This window comes from Pseudomonas sp. S3E12 (genome assembly GCF_001702295.1).
In the GTDB taxonomy this organism is placed as follows: domain Bacteria; phylum Pseudomonadota; class Gammaproteobacteria; order Pseudomonadales; family Pseudomonadaceae; genus Aquipseudomonas; species Aquipseudomonas marginalis.
In genome coordinates, this window is the sequence record NZ_MBDT01000032.1 from 95091 (window position 1) to 112678 (window position 17588).

Sequence of the window (17588 nt, forward strand, 5' to 3'; positions counted from 1 at the left end):
AGCGCTTGCCGAGGCAGCAGACGAGAGGTCGTGTGACGAGCATGGTGGTGGCCAGCTAGCCGATGACAGCATGGCTTGGCGCGTCCACTGCGCCGTAGTAACGCCAGCAGCAATGACGGTGTTCCGGCACGATCACGCAGCCGCTGAGGCTGACGATCAGCACAGCGGCAACCAGCAGGGTAAGTCGACGGTACATGGTGTTTCCTCTTGGGTTGGCCGGGGTTAATCCTTCAACGCGGCGACCGGCGAAAATCCGTCGCACGCCTTTCAAACATTTCATCAAGCCCCGCCAGCCCCTGAGCAATACTGGTCTCGCCCCCTGCTGAAAAAAATCTGCGCAGCCCGCGACGGATTTTTGCGCACGCGCCGTTCAACCCATCAGCAACCTGCACTTTCGCGGGTTGCATGGAGGAGTTGCCATGAGACCCCAGGCCACATTGCGTTTTGCCTTGCTTGCTCCGCTGGCCCTCGCCGCGTTTGTGAGCACCCCGACGTTTGCCCAGACCGACATCATCATTCAGCAGGCGCCGCCGCCTCAGCGTGTGGAAATGATCCCGGCCGAGCGCCCCGGCTATGCCTGGGACCCTGGCCACTGGCGCTGGGAAGGGCGCGGTTACGGCTGGGTGCCGGGCCACTGGCAGCCCGTGATGCGTCATGCACGCTGGGAGCCTGGCCATTGGGAAGCCCATGGCCCGAACTGGTACTGGCGCGAAGGGCATTGGATCCGCTGAACCCTGACCCTTGGCCCTGAGAACTGCCCGATTGAACGAGACTGATCCGGACGTTGAGCTGCTGGCGCGTATCGGCAATAACGAACCTGCCGCCGTCAACGAAATGGTGACGCGCAAGCTCCCGCGTTTGCTGGCGCTCGCCAGTCGGATCCTGGGGGACGCCGACGAGGCCAAGGACGTGGCCCAGGAAAGTTTCCTGCGCATCTGGCGCCAGGCCGCCCACTGGCGCAGTGGCGAGGCGCGTTTCGACACCTGGTTGCATCGGGTCGCGCTGAACCTGTGCCACGACCGCTTGCGGCGACGCAAGGAGCGCCCGCTGAGCGATGAGGCGGCGGTGGAGGTGGCAGACAGCTCGCCATCGCCTGAAGAGCAACTGGAGACCCAGGACCGCAGTGCACGCATGGCCGCCGCGTTGGCGGCCTTGCCCGAACGCCAGCGCGAAGCCATCGTGTTGCAGTACTACCAGGAACTGTCGAACATCGACGCCGCGGCCCTGATGAATATCAGCGTCGAGGCACTGGAGAGCCTGCTGTCGCGGGCCCGACGCCAGTTGCGCAGCCAACTTGCCGATACACCCGGGCTCGCCCGCCCAGGAAGGGGAACATCATGACACCCGAACGCTTTGTGTACCTGGCCGACGTCTATGGGGCGGACCTGCGTCGCTGGCCCGCGGCAGAACGGGCAACGGCCCAGGCGCTGCTCGACAACGGCAACGTCCATGCCCGTGTAGCCTTGCAGCAGGCACGTTGGCTCGACAGCCAGTTGGACAGCCATCAACTGGCGTTCCCCGACCCGGCGTTGGTCCGGCAGATCCGCCAATCCGCCCCACGCTCATTCTGGTCACGCTATGCCAACTGGTTATCGCCCGCCGGCCTTGTCGGTGCGGGCATTGCCGGCATCGTCACCGGGATGCTGGTGGCGTCCATGAGCGTGCCGCTGCCGATGTTGTCCTCCGACGTGCTGCCCAGTGTCTTTGATCAAGGCGACGCGGAAGTCGTCTTCAGCGTCAACGCCGAGGAAACCGAACAATGACCGCCAGATCCCTGAAACCGTGGTTGTTTGTCTCGATCCTGCTCAACGTATTTTTGATCGGTGGGGTGGGCGGCGGTCTCTACCACTGGATGGCCAACGCCCGGCCTGCCGAAGTGGTGGTTAACCAGCACGGCCTGCGCCAGGCGATGGTCAAGTTGCCGCCGGAGCGGCGCAGGGAACTGCGCCAACTGCTGCGCCGCAATCGCGACGACAGCCAGCCGCTGATCATGGCCGGGCGTGAGGCGCGGCTGGGGGTGATCAAGCAATTGGAAGCGCCGACGTTGAAGCGTGATGTGTTGGAGGCGCAATTAGCCAAGGCGCGTGAGGCCGACGCGGCGCTCAGGGCCTTGGTGGACGGCACATTGGCGCAGTTTGCCGAAACCTTGACGTGGGACGAGCGGCAAAGGCTGGTGGAAGCGTTGTACTTGCGGGGGCAGGCAAACACACCGCGAACCGGAAGGGTGCAAGCCGCCATTGCGAGGGATTAAATCAATCGAGAGCGTAAGCAAGAGCCCTTTCATGGAACTGGATATTCTGACGAGCCACAGAGATAGCGCTCAAAGAAACCCCACATTCCGTTGGGTAGAGTAAGAAGGTAGGAACGATGACCGATATCTCTAAATTAGCTGGCTCGCAGTCACCTGTTGCACAGTCCAATTCTTTAGACGCGATTGCAGATTTCGGAGGCGCGCAAACGGACGGCATGGCTGAGCACATACGAGTGAAACGCCCGGAAGCAGAATCCGCAGCGGCAAACGCTCCGTCTCAGATCTCTTACTGAGTTTTGCTTTCAGCGGCGTGACGAAGCTGCCACGTTCGTCAAATCCTAAGCGAATGGCGGGGTCAAGCTAGAATTGCGCCATCGCGGGCAGCGTGCTGAATTACAGGCGACGCAGAAAGGATTTGACGATGTGCCGCGTGGCGTCGGTGGTGTCCAGTTCGTCCACGGCGCTATAGGCGTGCCACTGGCAGTCGACGATTTCGTTCAGCGGCCGTGCATCCGCGATATTCACCACCGAGGCTTCAAATACATGGTGCACGGTGTCGCGGGCTTTAAGCTCCTGCAAGTACAGCAGCCCGTCCACGTTCAATCCGGTTTCTTCTTCCAGCTCCCGTTCGGCCGCACCGACCGGGCGCTCGTCCCGTTCCACCTTGCCGCCCGGCAAGGCCCATTTTGACCTGGCCTTGCGCACGAAGAGAATATGCCCCTCGTGTTCGCAAATGACCGTTGCGCGTATTTTCATCGTCTGTGCCCCCGCAGCGGGATGAGTGTCATAAAAGTGTAATGCAATTGTCATGCTAAGTGGTTATGGCGCGCCGCGGTGGGGATGTGGATACTGCCCGATTGATGAAAACGGACGAGGAATACAGATGAGCAGCGTACGTTGGGGCATGATCGGGTGTGGCAGTGTCACTGAATTGAAGAGTGGACCCGCTTTCTACAAAGCGCCAGGTTCGGCGCTGGTGGCCGTGATGGGGCGGCGCGAGGAGGCCGTGCGCGATTATGCATCGCGCCATGGGATTGCCCGTTACTACACCGACGCCCAGGCACTGATCAACGACCCCGAAGTGGACGCCGTGTACATCGCCACGCCGCCCGACAGCCACCTGGAATACAGCCTGATGGTGGCGGCGGCCGGCAAGCATTGCTGCGTCGAGAAGCCGATGGCGCTGAACGCCGAACAGAGCGCGCTGATGCAGCGCACTTTCGAGCGTGCCGGGCTGCACCTGTTTGTTTCCTACTACCGGCGCTCGCTGCCGCGTTTCCAGCAAGTGCGCGCGTGGCTGCAGGACGGGCGCATCGGCACGCTACGCCAGCTGACCTGGACCCTGTGCAAACCGCCGGCCGCCGAGGACGCCAGCGCCGCCAACTGGCGCACCGACCCGAGCATTGCCGGTGGCGGCTACTTTGCCGACCTGGCCAGCCACGGTTTCGACCTGTTCCAGTACCTGGTCGGGGACATTGTCGAGGTAGCGGGCTTCACTGCACGACAGGCCGGAAGCTACGCCGCCGAGGACGCCGTGACGGCCTGCTGGACCTTCAGCTCGGGCGCGCTGGGCATGGGCTGCTGGAACTTCGTCGCCGACCGCCGTGAGGACCGGGTCGAGTTGATCGGCAGCCGTGGGCGCATCCAGTTCTCGGTCTTCGAAGACCAGCCGCTCCACCTGGAGGGCGAGACCAACGAGGTGCTGGAAGTGCCATGCCACCCGCATATCCAATGGCACCACGTAGTGGCCATGAACGCGCATATTCGCGGCGAAGCCGAGCATCCTTCGCTGGCCATCGAGGCGTTGAAGACCGATCGGATCCTGGACAAGGTCCTGCAACGTAACCCCAATCTGCCGGGATGATTTTCCCAGGAATAGCGGAATGAAATACTGGATGGTCCTGTGGCTGGCACTTGCCACCACGGCGATGGCGGCCCCGCGTAGCCAAGGGACGCCTGGGGAATTTGATTTTTATGTGTTGTCGCTGTCATGGTCGCCGACCTTCTGCCTGACGCACCCGGACAACGAGCAGTGTTCGGGCAAAGGCTACGGCTTTGTGCTGCACGGCTTGTGGCCGCAATACGCGCGGGGAGGGTGGCCGGCGACCTGCGCGCCGCAATCGCGCTTGAGCCGCGAAGAGATGGACAAAGGCGCGGCGCTGTTCCCGACGCGCTCGCTGCTCACCCACGAATGGGCCAAGCACGGCACCTGCAGCGGGCTGGACCCCTTGGCGTACCTGGAGAAAACCGATGCGGCGCTGGGCGTGGTTGCCATCCCTGCGCAACTGCAACCGTTCAACACGCCACCGTCGTTGCCGGCCCGCGAGATCGAAGCGCTGTTTCGCGAAAGCAACCCGCGCATGGGCAACCATGGGCTGGCGGTGATCTGCAAAGGCAAGGTGCTGTCGGAGGTGCGTGTGTGCCTGACCAAGGACCTGGCCTTCGCCGGTTGCCCGCGCAGTGTGAAAACCCAATGCCGTGATGGCGAAATTCGCATCCCCACGCAGCGTTGAACGCCGGCATCCACACACCTTTGCCCAAGCCACTGCACTAGGTCGAGATCCTGGCTGAGGATGGCGGGTGTGTGGCGTCGAAGACTGTGTGATCCACACCCCAGGGTGATTTTGTTCAATACCGATTTGACCCGGCCTTATACCGTGGAACCCTGTTTACGCCTCATCATAAAAAGGGAACCGCAATGAGCTTGATCATTTCCATGGCCGCCTTCGCCCTGGCCACGTCCATCACGCCGGGACCGGTCAACGTGGTCGCCCTGAGTTCCGGCGCGCGCTTCGGTTTTGTCGCCAGCCAGAAGCATGTGTTCGGCGCTGCCGTTGGCTTTACCTTGCTGTTGGTGCTGATCGGCCTGGGGCTGCACGAGGTGCTGGTGCGCTGGCCCATCCTGACCCAGTTGATCCAATGGGGCGGGGTGGCGTTCCTGCTGTACATGGCCTGGAAACTGGCGGTGGATGACGGCCAGCTCGACGCGGATGGCAGCGCGACGGCGCCATCCATGCTCTACGGCGCGATCATGCAGTGGCTCAACCCCAAGGCCTGGCTGGCCTGTGTGGCGGGCATGGGCCTGTTTGTGGCCGACGGCGATGGGCGGCAAGTCTGGCTGTTTGCCAGTCTCTACCTGGTGATCTGCTACCTGTCGGTGGCGTGCTGGGCTTATGCCGGGACCTTTCTACGCCGTTACCTGGACAATCCCCAAGGCGTGCGCCTGTTCAACCGCTCGATGGCCGCGTTGCTGGTGGCCAGTGTGGGTTATTTGCTGATGGCTTGAGCACCTCGCGGTATTGCCCCGGGGTGGCGGCGAAATGCTGTTTGAAGGTGCGCTGGAAGTGCGCCTGGTCGGCAAAGCCCGCGGCGAGCGCCACGTCGGCGATCAACTCGCCCTTGCGCAGCTGGGTGCGGGCAAACTGGATGCGCTGGTTGACCAGGAACGCGTGGGGCGTCAGCCCGTAGTACTGCTTGAAGGCGCGGATCAGGTACGACGGCGACAGTTCGGCCGCCAGGCAGATGTCTTCGAGTTTCAACGCCTCGGTGCAGTGCGCACGGATGTACTCGGCGGCCCGCTCCAGCTTGTGGTTGACCTCGCGCATCGGTGTGGGTGAAGGGTTCAGGCGCTGCTGGACTTCGCTGAAGTAACTCACCAGCGCACTCTGTTTTTGCAGCAATTCGGCCTGCTCGTTCACCAGCATCCGGTACAACGCCAGCAAGCCGCTGTACAGCAGCGGGTCACGGGTATGCGGCGTATTGAACGGGCGATAACCCTGGTCGGTGCTGAAGCCCAATTGGTACTGCAGCTCGGTCAGCCAGGGCGTGTCGAGGTACAGCATATGATAGGACCAGGGCTGGTCGTGGATAGGGTTGCAGGCATGCACATCGCCGGGGTTCATCAACACCACGGTGCCGGCGCTGATCTGGAAGGTATCGGCGCCGTAATGGTAATAGCTGCGCCCGGTGGTGATCGCGCCGATGGAGAAATGCTCATGGGCGTGACGGGTGTAAGTGACCTTGCGCCCGTCGGCGATGGTGCGCGCTTCGATGAACGGCAGGCGCTCGTCGCGCCAGAAGCGCGGTGCGGCGGGGAAAGGGGCTGGCGGTGTCATGGGCGCGACTCCAGGGCAGTCAAGATCAGAAACGGATCGTTGCACAGACCCTGGCGTTTGGGTAGCCGATGACTTAATAGGGTTTCAGATTGTGCAAACGCTCGTTTCGGCGTTTGTTGATCATCAGGACCTTTTCCACATTGTTGAGGTTCTGCGTGGACTCGCTCAGCTCCCGGTGGTTACTGAGCAGGCATTGGTCAACGACCATCCTGGCAATCGCTTCGAGTCGTGCCGATTGCCAGGACTTCGGTATGGGGGCGGGGTCACCCTGGGTATCCGTTATGAGGGTGGTGTCCAGGGGATGGAGCAGGACCTGCGAACTGGCGCCCGCCACGGGTTCGGAACCGTTGAGATAAGCGCTCCAATCGATCTGCAACTGAACAGGGCCTGGGGCGACCGGGTCATTCAGCAGGCCGGATGGCGGGTTGGCCAGCTGCGTGACCAGCATTTGCCTGGGAAGCAGTTGCAGCAGGTAGCGCTCCCGCTGGTAGCGAACACGCAACAGGCATCCAAAATGTGCGGTGATCATCGTGTCCCGGGCAGAGGGAGATGGTTTGCGCAGCAGGTACAGTTCGATGTTTCCCCGCTCCAGGCTGACGCGCTTGGGCAGCGGCAGGCAGGACAGCAGGTAGGCAATGTACACGACATAGCTCTCACGTAGGGATTCGAGCGCGGCGTGGAAGTTTTCATCAGCGTTGTGGTCCTTGAGCGTTCTCAAAGGGGGCGAAAACCTGTTGACCAGTACCTGTGGCTGAATCGCCCTCCAGCGTTCCATGTGCTTTAACTCACCGGCCAGATACAGTTCGGCCAGGGAAAAGGAAATATCCTGGGTGCTGACTTGCGGATAGCGAATACCGGGCGGAAGGAAGGGCGCCGGCATGAACACGGTTTTGTCCAGGTGAGCGTTATCCGGATAGACCTCACGCAGGTACCTCAATGCCGCCTCCTTCTGATCCGGATAGGGAGTGTGCAGCGAGCCGAAGGCATCGTTGAGGGTGCGCTTCTGTTTCTCATAGGTGCGCACGGCGAGCTCGCCTTTAAAGGGCAGGTCCGTGTCCGTCGTATCCACTACGCCATTGGCACGTGCCCAGTCGAGGACGGGATCGACCGTAGGAGGCAGCGCCCAGAATTCCCGGTTGAGCGTCGTGGCAGGGTTATGGACCAGAGTCATGATGTTCTCAAGTGTCATGTACCGGCTGGCGCCAGGGGTTTTCAGCTCGATGAAATCAACGAACTGCTTGAACACGACCCAGTTCTGGTTACACAGGTAAGGCAAAGTTTCGGGGATGTTGCGCACCAGCAATTGTGGCGCGCTGCCACTGAGCAGCAAATGCGCGGCCAATGGGGCGCCCTCCAGAAGGGTCTGGTGCAGGAGGGCTTCCAGATTGCTGCGCACCAGTGCGCAGTTGTCACCCCAGTAGTAATCGGTGTCGATGGCCAGCCCGCCGACCAGGTTGCGTTGTGTGCCGGCCTGTTCGTCCAGGCTCAGAATCAGTGCGCTGAGCAGCAGTGTCTGCCGGCGCTGTTGCGGCGTTGTACCGTGCAGTGCGGCATCGGACCAGATGACGAGGGTGTTCAGGCGCTCGACCAATAGCTGGCTGCGCGGGCTCTGCACCATCTGGTTCAGCAGCATGTCCGCTTCGGCGCGGATCCTGGGGGCGCTCTTGCCCGCCCAACAAGGTTCGCCGAGCCACTTGAACAGGGGCGCTCCCTGCGCCTGTGCAAACGCCTGTTGCGCTTCGTATACCTGTCGGCGTTGTGTGCTGGATAAGGTCAGCAATGACGGCTGCGGCTGGCCCAGGCCTTGCCAGTAGTTGCCCAGCCGTGGTGTCGCAGCCCTGACGGCCCTCAGGTAGTGCGCCGCCTGCCGGGCCTGCTCCGCTGTCTTCACTTCGGGCATGCGCAGGAACTTCATCAACTGCTTGAGGGTGGCCTTCATGTCACTGCGCAGCTCGCCACCCAACTGTTTGGCCAGCTCCTGCAAGGGCGTGAGATAGCGCTTGAGCGCTGGACTGGAGACGATATCGTCCGTGAGGCTTCTGCGCATGCCGTCCCTGTCGTCCGCGCCTACATACCCCTCTTCAGTCAGCAGTACCAGCGCCTTTTCGTCGTCGATGCCACGTTTCACGCAAATGGCGACAAATGATCTGTGCTTGATCATCATCAGCAGTTTCTCGGCGCTCTCCTCCAGCAACTGGTAGAACATCGAGTCAGTGTCCAGCTCGACCGTATCGTCGAGCTCAACCTTTTCATCGGGTTGTTTGCCAGCGCTGACGCGCTCCAGCTCTGTCTGCAGGCGATTGAAGTTATTCAGGGCGCTCAGGCTGTTTTGTTTGCGCTTGAGCCATTGCGCATCCTGGGCCGCTTCACTGCAGTACGGCTGCCCAGGCACGGATGACTGGCGCAGGCGCGTGATCAGGGCGTGCACATCGCTGGCCTGGAGGGGGACCTCGATGGCGTAGAAGTGCATGAGCTCTGCCAGGCTCAGGCTGTTATTGGAGGCCACCTGTTCTCCCAGCAACGATGCATATTGCGCCAGTCGAATCAGCCGACCCGCTACTGGCGCACCGCCCAGGTGTGTACGCAGGCTGATGCTGATCCCCTGGAGCTCTGCGGATGAGGCACGCAGGGAATGATCCTCGCCGGAATAAATAAAGTATTCATCGGGGCCCAACGCAGTCGGGAACGTTTGCGTGAACTCGATCGAATTGATCACGCTCTGCAGTAATTGCGCGGCCTCTTTCAAGGTGTGGGCTACGAAAGAGTCAGACCTCAGCGTGAGGCGGTGGCGGTAAGCGAGGTAGCTGTCATGGGGTTCATCCGTGGCTGCCGCGCTGGCCATGCATTGCTCGAGGTTATCGGCCAGTTGCAGCAAATCCAGATGCTGGACGTGCATTTCATGGCGTGTCGCCGACTGCGCGCGGCCATTGTCACCCATCGTTGGAAAGGCATGGTAGGCCTGCAGCTCATCGACAATCATCCGTGCCTGGATCTGGTTTTTGGGCAACGTGTAGCCGTAGAACGCCAGCGTCAACTCGAGTGGCAATTCAAACGTACAGTGGCCGTTTGGCAAGTCGATATAGGGCACGCCCAGTTGGTTGGGATCAATGATCTCGCAGATGCCCAGGATCGGCGCGGACACTTCCAGCCAACCTGGGTCGTCATGAAGATGAAAGGCCCTGGAAGTCAGTTGGTCCTCGTGAATGACATTGGCGTGCAGGGAGCTTCCCATGACCTTGATGCTTCGATACTCCAGGTGCTGCGCGTCGGCCCATGCCAGGAACACGCTCTGGTTGATAGCCTTGCCGAACAGCACCATCCATTGGCCAAGCCTGGAATTGCGGTCGACCGCGATCAACGCGGGAGGCCCCAGCAGCGTCCAATTGTGCGGTGCGGCGGGTGACAGCAGTGCAACCAGGCTGTTGATCAGCTTCAGATCATCCTGGGTGGCAAACAAGACGGGGCTGGCAGGCAGTGGCTCGGTCGCCGCAGCGGCAATCAGCGGGGCAAATTCGTACATGAATGAAGTTCCGTTTCAAGGTTGCCCAAGAAAACGCTCTTGAGCGGAGCTTCATGGTCGAGGGTTTTTACCTGCGCTTGATAGCCTGCGTCATCCCGAGTTGCTGTAGGTCGAGTAGGCGGCCACGGTGATCCAATGGCGAGGCATGCCCACGCAGGAGGTGGGCGTGCTCATCGCTCAGAGGCGCTCCGGGCAGGGCACCAGAAAGGCCGCTTCCAGCAGTTGACGCGTATACCCATGCTGCGGATCAGCGAAAATCGCTCGCGCATCGCCCTGTTCCACCACCTGTCCCTGCTTGACCACCATCAACTGGTGACTGAGTGCCTTCACCACCGCCAGGTCATGGCTGATAAACAGGTAGGTCAGGTTGTACTTGGCCTGCAGGCTGCGCAGCAATTCCACCACTTGCCGTTGCACGGTGCGATCCAGCGCCGAGGTCGGTTCGTCCAGCAGGATCAGGCGCGGCTTGAGCACCAGTGCGCGGGCGATGGCGATGCGTTGGCGTTGGCCGCCGGAGAACTCATGGGGGTAACGATGGCGGGACTCAGGGTCCAGGCCCACCTCCTTGAGCGCCGCGATAATCGCCGCTTCCTGCTCGGCCGGCGTGCCCATCCTGTGGATGCGCAGGCCTTCGCCGACGATCTCGCTGACGCACATGCGTGGGCTCAGGCTGCCGAACGGGTCCTGGAACACCACCTGCATTTCCCGGCGCAACGGGCGCACCTGTTGCTGGGTCAGCGTGTCCAGTTGCTGGCCTTCGAAACGAATCCCGCCCTTGCTGGCAATCAAGCGCAAAATCGCCAGGCCCAGGGTGGATTTGCCCGAGCCGCTTTCGCCGACGATGCCCAGGGTCTGGCCCTGGGGCAGGCTGAAGTTGATCCCGTCCACTGCCTTGACATAATCGACGGTGTTGCGCAAGAAGCCCTTCTTGATCGGGAACCAGACTTTCAGGTCATCGACTTCCAGCAACGGCGGGCCGACTTCGTTGCTGGCCGGACCACCGCTGGGTTCCGCCGCCAGCAATTCCTGGGTGTAAGGGTGTTGGGGCGACTGGAACAACGTCTCACACTCGGCCTGCTCGACGATGCAGCCTTGCTGCATCACGCAGACGCGGTGAGCAATGCGTCGCACCAGATTCAGGTCGTGGCTGATCAACAGCAAGGCCATGCCCAAACGCGCCTGCAATTCCTTGAGCAACTCCAGGATCTTCAACTGCACGGTGACGTCGAGGGCCGTAGTCGGCTCATCCGCGATCAACAACTCCGGCTCATTGGCCAGGGCCATGGCGATCATCACCCGCTGGCGCTGGCCACCCGATAGTTCGTGGGGCAGGGCCTTGAGCCGTTTGTGCGGCTCGGGGATGCCCACCAGTTCCAGCAACTCCAGGGTGCGCCGGGTCGCGACCTTGCCGGTCAGGCCCTTGTGCAGGCCGAGCACTTCATTGATCTGCTTCTCGATGCAGTGCAGCGGATTCAACGACGTCATCGGCTCCTGGAAGATCATCGCGATGCGGTTGCCGCGAATATGCCGCAGGGTCTTTTCCTTCAGGGTCAGCAGGTCCTGGCCGGAATAGGTGATGGTGCCGGACGGATGCCGGGCCAGCGGGTAGGGCAGCAGACGCAGGATCGAGTGGGCGGTCACCGATTTGCCTGAGCCGCTTTCGCCGACCAGGGCCAGGGTTTCGCCGCGCTTGATATCGAAGCTGACGTTGTTGACCACACGGTGGTGATGCTCGCCCGTGACGAACTCGACGGAGAGGTCGCGGATTTCGATCAGATTGTCCTGATTCATCTCATTTCCTCGGGTCGAAGGCATCGCGAGCGGACTCGCCGATAAACACCAGCAAACTCAACATGATCGCCAGCACGGCAAACGCGCTCATGCCCAGCCACGGTGCCTGCAGGTTGGATTTGCCCTGGGCCACCAGTTCGCCCAGGGACGGCGAACCGGCCGGCAGGCCAAAGCCGAGGAAGTCCAGGGCGGTCAGGGTGCCGATGGCGCCGGTGAGGATGAACGGCATGAAGGTCATGGTCGAGACCATGGCATTGGGCAGGATATGGCGGAACATGATCGCGCCGTTCTGCATCCCCAGTGCCCGCGCCGCGCGCACGTATTCGAGGTTACGCCCGCGCAGGAACTCAGCGCGCACCACGTCCACCAGGCTCATCCAGGAAAACAGCAGCATGATCCCCAGCAGCCACCAGAAGTTCGGCTGCACGAAGCTGGCGAGGATGATCAGCAGGTACAGCACCGGCAAGCCCGACCAGATTTCCAGGAAACGCTGCCCGGCCAGGTCGACCCAGCCGCCATAGAAGCCCTGCAAGGCGCCGGCGATCACGCCGATGATCGAACTGAGTACGGTCAACGTCAGGGCAAACAGCACCGACACACGGAAGCCATAGATCACCCGCGCGAGCACATCGCGGCCCTGGTCATCGGTACCCAGCAGGTTGACGCGCGAAGGCGGCGCGGGGGCCGGTACCTTCAGGTCGTAGTTGATGCTCTGGTAGCTGAACGGGATCGGTGCCCACAGGGTCCAGGCGTCCTTGGCCTTGAGCAGTTCCTGGATATACGGGCTCTTGTAGTTGGCTTCCAGGGGGAATTCGCCGCCGAAGGTGGTTTCCGGGTAGCGCTTGAGCGCCGGGAAATACCAGTCGCCGTCGTAGTGCACCGCCAGTGGCTTGTCGTTGGCGATCAGCTCCGCGCCCAGGCTCAGCCCGAACAGGATCAGGAACAGCCACAGCGACCACCAGCCACGCTTGTTGGCCTTGAACCGCTCGAACCGGCGGCGATTGAGGGGGGACAGGTTCATCTCAATGCTCCCGGCTGGCGAAGTCGATACGCGGATCGACCAGGGTGTAGGTGAGGTCGCCGATCAGTTTCACCACCAGCCCCAACAGGGTGAAGATAAACAGCGTGCCGAACACCACCGGGTAGTCGCGGTTGATCGCCGCTTCAAAGCTCATCAGGCCCAGGCCGTCGAGGGAGAAGATCACTTCCACCAGCAACGAGCCGGTGAAGAAAATCCCGATGAACGCCGACGGGAAGCCGGCGATCACCAGCAGCATCGCGTTACGGAACACATGGCCGTAGAGCACCCGGTGGTTGGTCAGGCCCTTGGCCTTGGCGGTGATCACGTATTGCTTGTTGATCTCGTCGAGAAAGCTGTTCTTGGTCAGCAGGGTCATGGTCGCGAAGTTGCCGATCACCAGCGCGGTGATGGGCAGCGCCAGGTGCCAGAAGTAGTCGAGCACCTTGCCGCCCCAGCTCAACTCATCGAAGTTGTTGGAAGTAAGCCCACGCAAGGGGAACCAGTCGAAGTAACTGCCGCCGGCAAACACCACGATCAGCAGGATCGCAAACAGGAACGCCGGGATCGCATAGCCGACGATGATTGCCGAGCTGGTCCACACATCGAAGTGGCTACCGTGTCGCGTGGCCTTGGCGATCCCCAGGGGGATCGACACCAGGTACATGATCAGCGTGCTCCATAACCCCAGGGAGATGGACACCGGCATCTTTTCCTTGATCAGGTCGATCACCTTGGCGTCACGGAAGAAGCTGTCGCCGAAATCCAGCCGGGCGTAGTTCTTGACCATGATCCACAAGCGTTCCGGCGCCGACTTGTCGAAGCCGTACATCTTTTCGATTTCCTTGATCAACGCCGGGTCCAGGCCCTGGGCGCCACGGTAGCTGCTGGAACCGGCCACCGAGACTTCGGCGCCGCCGCCGGCAATGCGGCTGGTGGCGCCTTCAAAGCCCTCGAGCTTGGCGATCATCTGCTCCACCGGCCCCCCGGGGGCGGCCTGGATGATGATGAAGTTGATCAGCAGGATCCCGAACAACGTCGGGATGATCAGCAACAGGCGGCGAACAATATAGGCCAGCATTTAATCGCCTCCGCTCGCCGCATCGGCGCTCGTGTCGGTAGCCGTTTCCAGGGGGACGGCAGGTTTTACGTTGGGCTTTGCCCACCAGGTGGCGGTGCCCACGTCATAGCGTGGCGGGGTTTTCGGATGGCCGAGGTGGTCCCAGTACGCCACGCGGAAGGTCTTGATGTGCCAATTGGGGATCACGTAGTAACCGAACTGCAGCACACGGTCCAGGGCCTTGGCATGGGCGATCAGGCTGTTGCGCGAGTCGGCGTCGATCAGTTCTTCCACCAACTGGTCGACCGCCGGATCCTTGAGGCCCATGTAGTTGCGGCTGCCGGGTTTGTCGGCACTGGAGGACTTCCAGAATTCCCGTTGTTCGTTACCCGGTGAGGTGGATTGCGGGAAGCTGCCCACCATCATGTCGAAGTCCCGGGAACGCACACGGTTGACGAACTGCGAAACGTCCACCCGGCGGATCACCAGGTCGATGCCCAGGTCCGCCAGGTTGCGTTTGAACGGCAGCAGGATGCGCTCGAACTCGGTCTGGGCCAGCAGGAACTCGATGGTCACGGGTTTGCCCGTGGTGTCGACCATCTTGTCGTCGACGATGCGCCAGCCGGCCTCCTGCAGCAGTTGGTAGGCCTCGCGTTGCTGGGTGCGGATCATGCCGCTGCCGTCGGTCTTGGCGGGCTCGAAGGCCTGGGTGAAGACTTCGGCGGGGATCTTGTCGCGCAGGGGTTCGAGGATTTTCAGTTCATCCGGGCCGGGCAGGCCGGTGGCGGCCATTTCGGAGTTTTCGAAGTAGCTGCGGGTGCGGGTGTAGGCGCCGTTGAACAGCTGTTTGTTGCTCCACTCGAAGTCCAGCAACAGGCTGATGGCCTTGCGCACACGCACATCCTGGAACATCGGCTTGCGCGTATTGAACACAAAACCCTGCATGCCGGTGGGATTGCCGTTGGGGATTTCTTCCTTGATCAACCGGCCCTCGGTCACGGCCGGAATGTTGTAGGCATTGGCCCAGTTCTTGGCGCTGAATTCCAGCCAGTAGTCGAACTGCCCGGCCTTCAACGCTTCCAGGGACACGGTGCTGTCGCGGTAGTAGTCGGTGATGCGGTTGTCGAAATTGTAGAAACCCTTGGTGATCGGCAGGTCCTTGGCCCAGTAGTCCTTGACCCGCTCGTAGCGGATCATGCGCCCGGCCTTGACCTCGGCCACCTTGTACGGCCCGCTGCCCAGGGGCACCTCGAGGTTGCCCTTGGCAAAGTCCCGCGTGGCCCACCAATGTTTGGGCAGCACCGGCAGTTGCCCGAGGATCAGCGGCAATTCGCGGTTGTTGGTGCGCTTGAACTTGAACAGCACCCGCAGTGGGTCTTCGGCGACCACTTCATCCACATCGGCGTAGTAGGTGCGGTAGATCGGCGAGCCTTCCTTCATCAGTTCCTGGAAGGTGAACACCACGTCTTCGGCGCGGATCGGGTGGCCGTCGTGGAACCGCGCTTCGGGGCGCAGGTAGAAACGCACCCAGCTGTTGTCCGGGGCTTTTTCGATCTTGCCGGCGACCAGGCCGTATTCGGTGATCGGTTCGTCCAGGCTCTGCATGGCCAGGGTGTCGTAGATCAGGCTGACGTTGTCGGCCGGCACGCCCTTGCTGATAAACGGGTTGAGGCTGTCAAAGCCGCCCATGCTCGACTCGCGGAAGGTACCGCCCTTGGGCGCGTCCGGGTTGACGTAGTCGAAGTGCTTGAAGTCGGCGGGGTATTTCGGCGGCTCGTTGTACAGCGTCAGTGCGTGTTGCGGGGCGGCGTGGGCCGTGGTGCACAGCAACAGGCTGCCGAGCAGTACGTTGCGCAAATACATCATTGGGCTTTCTCCGAAGCTTTCAGCCACCACGCGCTCAGGCCCAGGCTGTAGGGCGGCGTGGTGACAAAGGCGAACCGGTTGCGGTACGCCAGGCGATGATAGTTGAGGTACCAGTTGGGAATGCTGTAGTGCTGCCACAGCAGCACCCGGTCCAGGGCGCGGCCGGCGGCCAGTTGTTCTTCGCGGGTCTGCGCCGCCAGCAGTTGTTCCAGCAGGTGATCGACAACGGGGTTGGCGATGCCCGCATAGTTCTTGCTGCCCTTGATCGCGGCCTGGCTGGAGTGGAAGTACTGCCACTGTTCGAGGCCGGGGCTCAAGGTCTGGTTGAGGGTGATCAGGATCATGTCGAAATCGAATTGATCCAGGCGTTGCTTGTACTGAGCGCGGTCGACGGTGCGCAGGCGTGCGTCAATGCCGATGCTGATCAGGTTCTCGACATAGGGCTGCAGGATGCGCTCCAGGTTCGGGTTGACCAGCAGGATCTCGAAGCGCAGCGGTTGCCCGTCCTTGTTGAGCAGGCGTTGGCCCGACAACTTCCACCCGGCTTCGCCCAGCAGCGCCAGGGCGCGGCGCAGGGTTTCGCGGGGGATGCCGCGCCCGTCGGTCTGGGGCAGGCTGAAGGCTTGGGTAAACAGGTTGGGCGGCAGCTGGTCGCGGTAGGGGGAGAGCATCAGCCATTCATGGCCGGTTGGCACCCCGGTAGCGGCGAATTCGCTGTTGGGGTAATAGCTGAGCGTGCGTTTGTAGGCGCTGCTGAACAGGGTGCGGTTGGTCCACTCGAAGTCGAACATCAACCCCAGGGCTTCGCGCACCTTGGTCTGGCTGAAGGTCGGGCGCCGGGTGTTCATGAACAGGCCCTGGCTTTGGGTCGGGATCTGGTGGGCGATCTGCGCCTTGATCACTTCGCCACGGTTCACCGCCGGGAAGTTGTAGCCATTGGCCCAGTTCTTGGCCTGGTGCTCGATATAAATGTCGAACTCGCCGGCCTTGAACGCTTCGAAGGCCACATCGCTGTCGCGGTAGAACTCCACCTCGACCTTGTCGTAGTTATAGAAGCCCTGGTTGACCGGCAAGTCCTTGCCCCAGTAATCCTTGACCCGTTCGAACACCAGCTGGCGTCCAGGGGTGATCTTGCTGATGCGGTACGGCCCGCTGCCCAGGGGCGGTTCGAAGGTGGTCGCCTTGAAGTCGCGGTTTTTCCAATAGTGCTGAGGCAATACCGGCAATTCGCCTAGGCGCAGGATCAGCAACGGGTTGCCGGCACGCTTGAACACAAAGCGAATGCGGTGAGGGTTGAGGATGTCCACCCGCGCCACTTCCTGCAGGTTGGTGCGGTATTGGGGGTGGCCTTCGGTCAGCAGGGTACGATAGGAAAATGCCACGTCATAGGCCGTGATCGGCTTGCCATCGTGGAAGCGCGCCTGCGGACGCAGGTTGAATACGACCCAGCTGCGGTCCTCGCTGTATTCCACCGACTGGGCAATCAGCCCGTAGCTGGAGGTGGGCTCGTCGCCGGACGGCGCGTACTGACCGGTGCCGACCATCAACGGCTCATTCAGCTCATTGACGCCGTATTGCAGGAAGTTGGGGGTGGAAACCGGGCTTGAACCCTTGAACGTGTAGGGGTTGAGGGTATCGAAGGTGCCAAATGCCATGACCCGCAAGGTCCCGCCTTTCGGCGCTGCAGGGTTTACCCAATCGAAGTGGGTGAATTTGGCCGGGTACTTGAGCGTGCCGAACTGCGTGTAACCGTGGCTCTCGGTTATTGTCGCGTTCGCACCAAAGCTCAAGGCCAGACTTATTAGTAGAAGGAGGGGACGCTTCAAGTCAGGGATCCGATCCAGGCGGCTTGGGCTTTATGATCGGTACAGTAACAGCTTGTTCCGGTTGGAAAAAGCCAGTCGGGATGATGTAGAACCAATGTGGGAGCAAGCCCCCTCCCACATTGGTTCTCCGGGGTTCTTGAA

At 61.6% G+C, this 17588-nt stretch carries 18 protein-coding genes; 8 read left to right on the plus strand and 10 right to left on the minus strand.

Annotation, left to right across the window (positions count from 1 at the left end; genetic code table 11):
- Nucleotides 1–55 precede the first annotated feature (55 nt).
- Together BB029_RS33395 and BB029_RS33580 are read right to left on the minus strand one after the other, a co-directional pair.
- Nucleotides 56–196, minus strand: a complete 141-nt coding sequence (locus BB029_RS33395) for a hypothetical protein (protein WP_166655323.1) — start codon at nt 194–196, stop codon at nt 56–58.
- A gap of 34 nt (nt 197–230) precedes the next feature.
- Nucleotides 231–407, minus strand: coding sequence for a hypothetical protein (locus tag BB029_RS33580; RefSeq protein WP_218188815.1), 177 nt, complete (start codon nt 405–407; stop codon nt 231–233).
- A gap of 12 nt (nt 408–419) precedes the next feature.
- Here BB029_RS33580 and BB029_RS24900 point away from each other — a divergent pair, with 12 nt between their 5' ends.
- The 5 genes from BB029_RS24900 to BB029_RS33400 all read left to right on the plus strand — a co-directional run bounded on the left by BB029_RS24900 (nt 420) and on the right by BB029_RS33400 (nt 2544).
- On the plus strand, nt 420–731 hold the full coding sequence (locus BB029_RS24900) for a YXWGXW repeat-containing protein (RefSeq protein ID WP_065941188.1): 312 nt from the start codon (nt 420–422) through the stop codon (nt 729–731).
- 31 nt (nt 732–762) lie between these two features.
- Nucleotides 763–1341, plus strand: coding sequence for an RNA polymerase sigma factor (locus BB029_RS24905; protein ID WP_065941189.1), 579 nt, complete (start codon nt 763–765; stop codon nt 1339–1341).
- Nucleotides 1338–1763, plus strand: a complete 426-nt coding sequence (locus BB029_RS24910) for a hypothetical protein (RefSeq protein ID WP_065941190.1) — start codon at nt 1338–1340, stop codon at nt 1761–1763. The genes BB029_RS24905 and BB029_RS24910 overlap by 4 nt, the downstream gene beginning before the upstream one ends.
- Nucleotides 1760–2251 carry a periplasmic heavy metal sensor gene (locus BB029_RS24915; RefSeq protein WP_065941191.1) on the plus strand — a complete coding sequence of 164 codons (492 nt, stop codon included), beginning with the start codon at nt 1760–1762 and terminating at the stop codon, nt 2249–2251. Before BB029_RS24910 ends, BB029_RS24915 begins: the two co-directional genes overlap by 4 nt.
- 116 nt (nt 2252–2367) lie before the next feature.
- Nucleotides 2368–2544, plus strand: coding sequence for a hypothetical protein (locus BB029_RS33400; protein WP_168166840.1), 177 nt, complete (start codon nt 2368–2370; stop codon nt 2542–2544).
- Between the two features lie 100 nt (nt 2545–2644).
- On the opposite strand, the gene BB029_RS24920 is transcribed toward BB029_RS33400, so the two are convergent.
- Nucleotides 2645–3007 (minus strand): NUDIX hydrolase, encoded by a 363-nt coding sequence (locus tag BB029_RS24920; RefSeq protein ID WP_065941192.1) that lies wholly within the window; start codon nt 3005–3007, stop codon nt 2645–2647.
- Between the two features lie 127 nt (nt 3008–3134).
- Here BB029_RS24920 and BB029_RS24925 point away from each other — a divergent pair, with 127 nt between their 5' ends.
- The 3 genes from BB029_RS24925 (at nt 3135) to BB029_RS24935 (ending at nt 5537) form a co-directional block, all read left to right on the plus strand.
- Nucleotides 3135–4115 (plus strand): Gfo/Idh/MocA family protein, encoded by a 981-nt coding sequence (locus BB029_RS24925; RefSeq protein WP_065941193.1) that lies wholly within the window; start codon nt 3135–3137, stop codon nt 4113–4115.
- A gap of 19 nt (nt 4116–4134) precedes the next feature.
- Complete coding sequence (locus BB029_RS24930; RefSeq protein ID WP_065941194.1) at nt 4135–4764, plus strand: ribonuclease T2; 630 nt, start codon at nt 4135–4137, stop codon at nt 4762–4764.
- 185 nt (nt 4765–4949) lie between these two features.
- Nucleotides 4950–5537, plus strand: a complete 588-nt coding sequence (locus tag BB029_RS24935; protein ID WP_065941195.1) for a LysE family translocator — start codon at nt 4950–4952, stop codon at nt 5535–5537.
- Here the strand turns inward: BB029_RS24935 and BB029_RS24940 are convergent.
- The 7 genes from BB029_RS24940 to BB029_RS24970 all read right to left on the minus strand — a co-directional run bounded on the left by BB029_RS24940 (nt 5479) and on the right by BB029_RS24970 (nt 17447).
- Nucleotides 5479–6366, minus strand: coding sequence for an AraC family transcriptional regulator (locus tag BB029_RS24940; protein WP_065941196.1), 888 nt, complete (start codon nt 6364–6366; stop codon nt 5479–5481). The genes BB029_RS24935 and BB029_RS24940 overlap by 59 nt on opposite strands.
- Before the next feature lie 73 nt (nt 6367–6439).
- Nucleotides 6440–9886: a hypothetical protein gene (locus BB029_RS24945; protein ID WP_065941197.1), complete on the minus strand. Its 3447-nt coding sequence runs from the start codon at nt 9884–9886 to the stop codon at nt 6440–6442.
- Nucleotides 9887–10063: 177 nt separating this feature from the next.
- The gene (locus BB029_RS24950; protein WP_065941198.1) at nt 10064–11677 is read right to left on the minus strand and encodes an ABC transporter ATP-binding protein; all 1614 of its coding nucleotides are present in this window, start codon (nt 11675–11677) and stop codon (nt 10064–10066) included.
- Between the two features lies 1 nt (nt 11678).
- Entirely contained in the window at nt 11679–12698 is a 1020-nt protein-coding gene (locus tag BB029_RS24955) for an ABC transporter permease (RefSeq protein WP_027606501.1), read from the minus strand.
- A gap of 1 nt (nt 12699) precedes the next feature.
- The gene (locus BB029_RS24960; protein ID WP_027606500.1) at nt 12700–13776 is read right to left on the minus strand and encodes a microcin C ABC transporter permease YejB; all 1077 of its coding nucleotides are present in this window, start codon (nt 13774–13776) and stop codon (nt 12700–12702) included.
- Complete coding sequence (locus BB029_RS24965) at nt 13777–15621, minus strand: extracellular solute-binding protein (protein WP_065941199.1); 1845 nt, start codon at nt 15619–15621, stop codon at nt 13777–13779. It abuts the gene before it with no gap.
- Nucleotides 15618–17447 (minus strand): extracellular solute-binding protein, encoded by a 1830-nt coding sequence (locus BB029_RS24970; protein ID WP_065941200.1) that lies wholly within the window; start codon nt 17445–17447, stop codon nt 15618–15620. The genes BB029_RS24965 and BB029_RS24970 overlap by 4 nt, the downstream gene beginning before the upstream one ends.
- Nucleotides 17448–17588: the final 141 nt, after the last annotated feature.

Coding starts and splice junctions, on each gene's coding strand:
- BB029_RS24910 (WP_065941190.1), top strand. CDS start 1,338: ATGACACCCGAACGCTTTGTGTACCTGGCCGACGTCTATGGGGCGGAC.
- BB029_RS24930 (WP_065941194.1), top strand. CDS start 4,135: ATGAAATACTGGATGGTCCTGTGGCTGGCACTTGCCACCACGGCGATG.
- BB029_RS24900 (WP_065941188.1), top strand. CDS start 420: ATGAGACCCCAGGCCACATTGCGTTTTGCCTTGCTTGCTCCGCTGGCC.
- BB029_RS24965 (WP_065941199.1), bottom strand. CDS start 15,621: ATGATGTATTTGCGCAACGTACTGCTCGGCAGCCTGTTGCTGTGCACC.
- BB029_RS33400 (WP_168166840.1), top strand. CDS start 2,368: ATGACCGATATCTCTAAATTAGCTGGCTCGCAGTCACCTGTTGCACAG.
- BB029_RS24945 (WP_065941197.1), bottom strand. CDS start 9,886: ATGTACGAATTTGCCCCGCTGATTGCCGCTGCGGCGACCGAGCCACTG.
- BB029_RS24955 (WP_027606501.1), bottom strand. CDS start 12,698: ATGAACCTGTCCCCCCTCAATCGCCGCCGGTTCGAGCGGTTCAAGGCC.
- BB029_RS33395 (WP_166655323.1), bottom strand. CDS start 196: ATGTACCGTCGACTTACCCTGCTGGTTGCCGCTGTGCTGATCGTCAGC.
- BB029_RS24925 (WP_065941193.1), top strand. CDS start 3,135: ATGAGCAGCGTACGTTGGGGCATGATCGGGTGTGGCAGTGTCACTGAA.
- BB029_RS33580 (WP_218188815.1), bottom strand. CDS start 407: ATGCAACCCGCGAAAGTGCAGGTTGCTGATGGGTTGAACGGCGCGTGC.
- BB029_RS24940 (WP_065941196.1), bottom strand. CDS start 6,366: ATGACACCGCCAGCCCCTTTCCCCGCCGCACCGCGCTTCTGGCGCGAC.
- BB029_RS24935 (WP_065941195.1), top strand. CDS start 4,950: ATGAGCTTGATCATTTCCATGGCCGCCTTCGCCCTGGCCACGTCCATC.
- BB029_RS24920 (WP_065941192.1), bottom strand. CDS start 3,007: ATGAAAATACGCGCAACGGTCATTTGCGAACACGAGGGGCATATTCTC.
- BB029_RS24960 (WP_027606500.1), bottom strand. CDS start 13,776: ATGCTGGCCTATATTGTTCGCCGCCTGTTGCTGATCATCCCGACGTTG.
- BB029_RS24915 (WP_065941191.1), top strand. CDS start 1,760: ATGACCGCCAGATCCCTGAAACCGTGGTTGTTTGTCTCGATCCTGCTC.
- BB029_RS24950 (WP_065941198.1), bottom strand. CDS start 11,677: ATGAATCAGGACAATCTGATCGAAATCCGCGACCTCTCCGTCGAGTTC.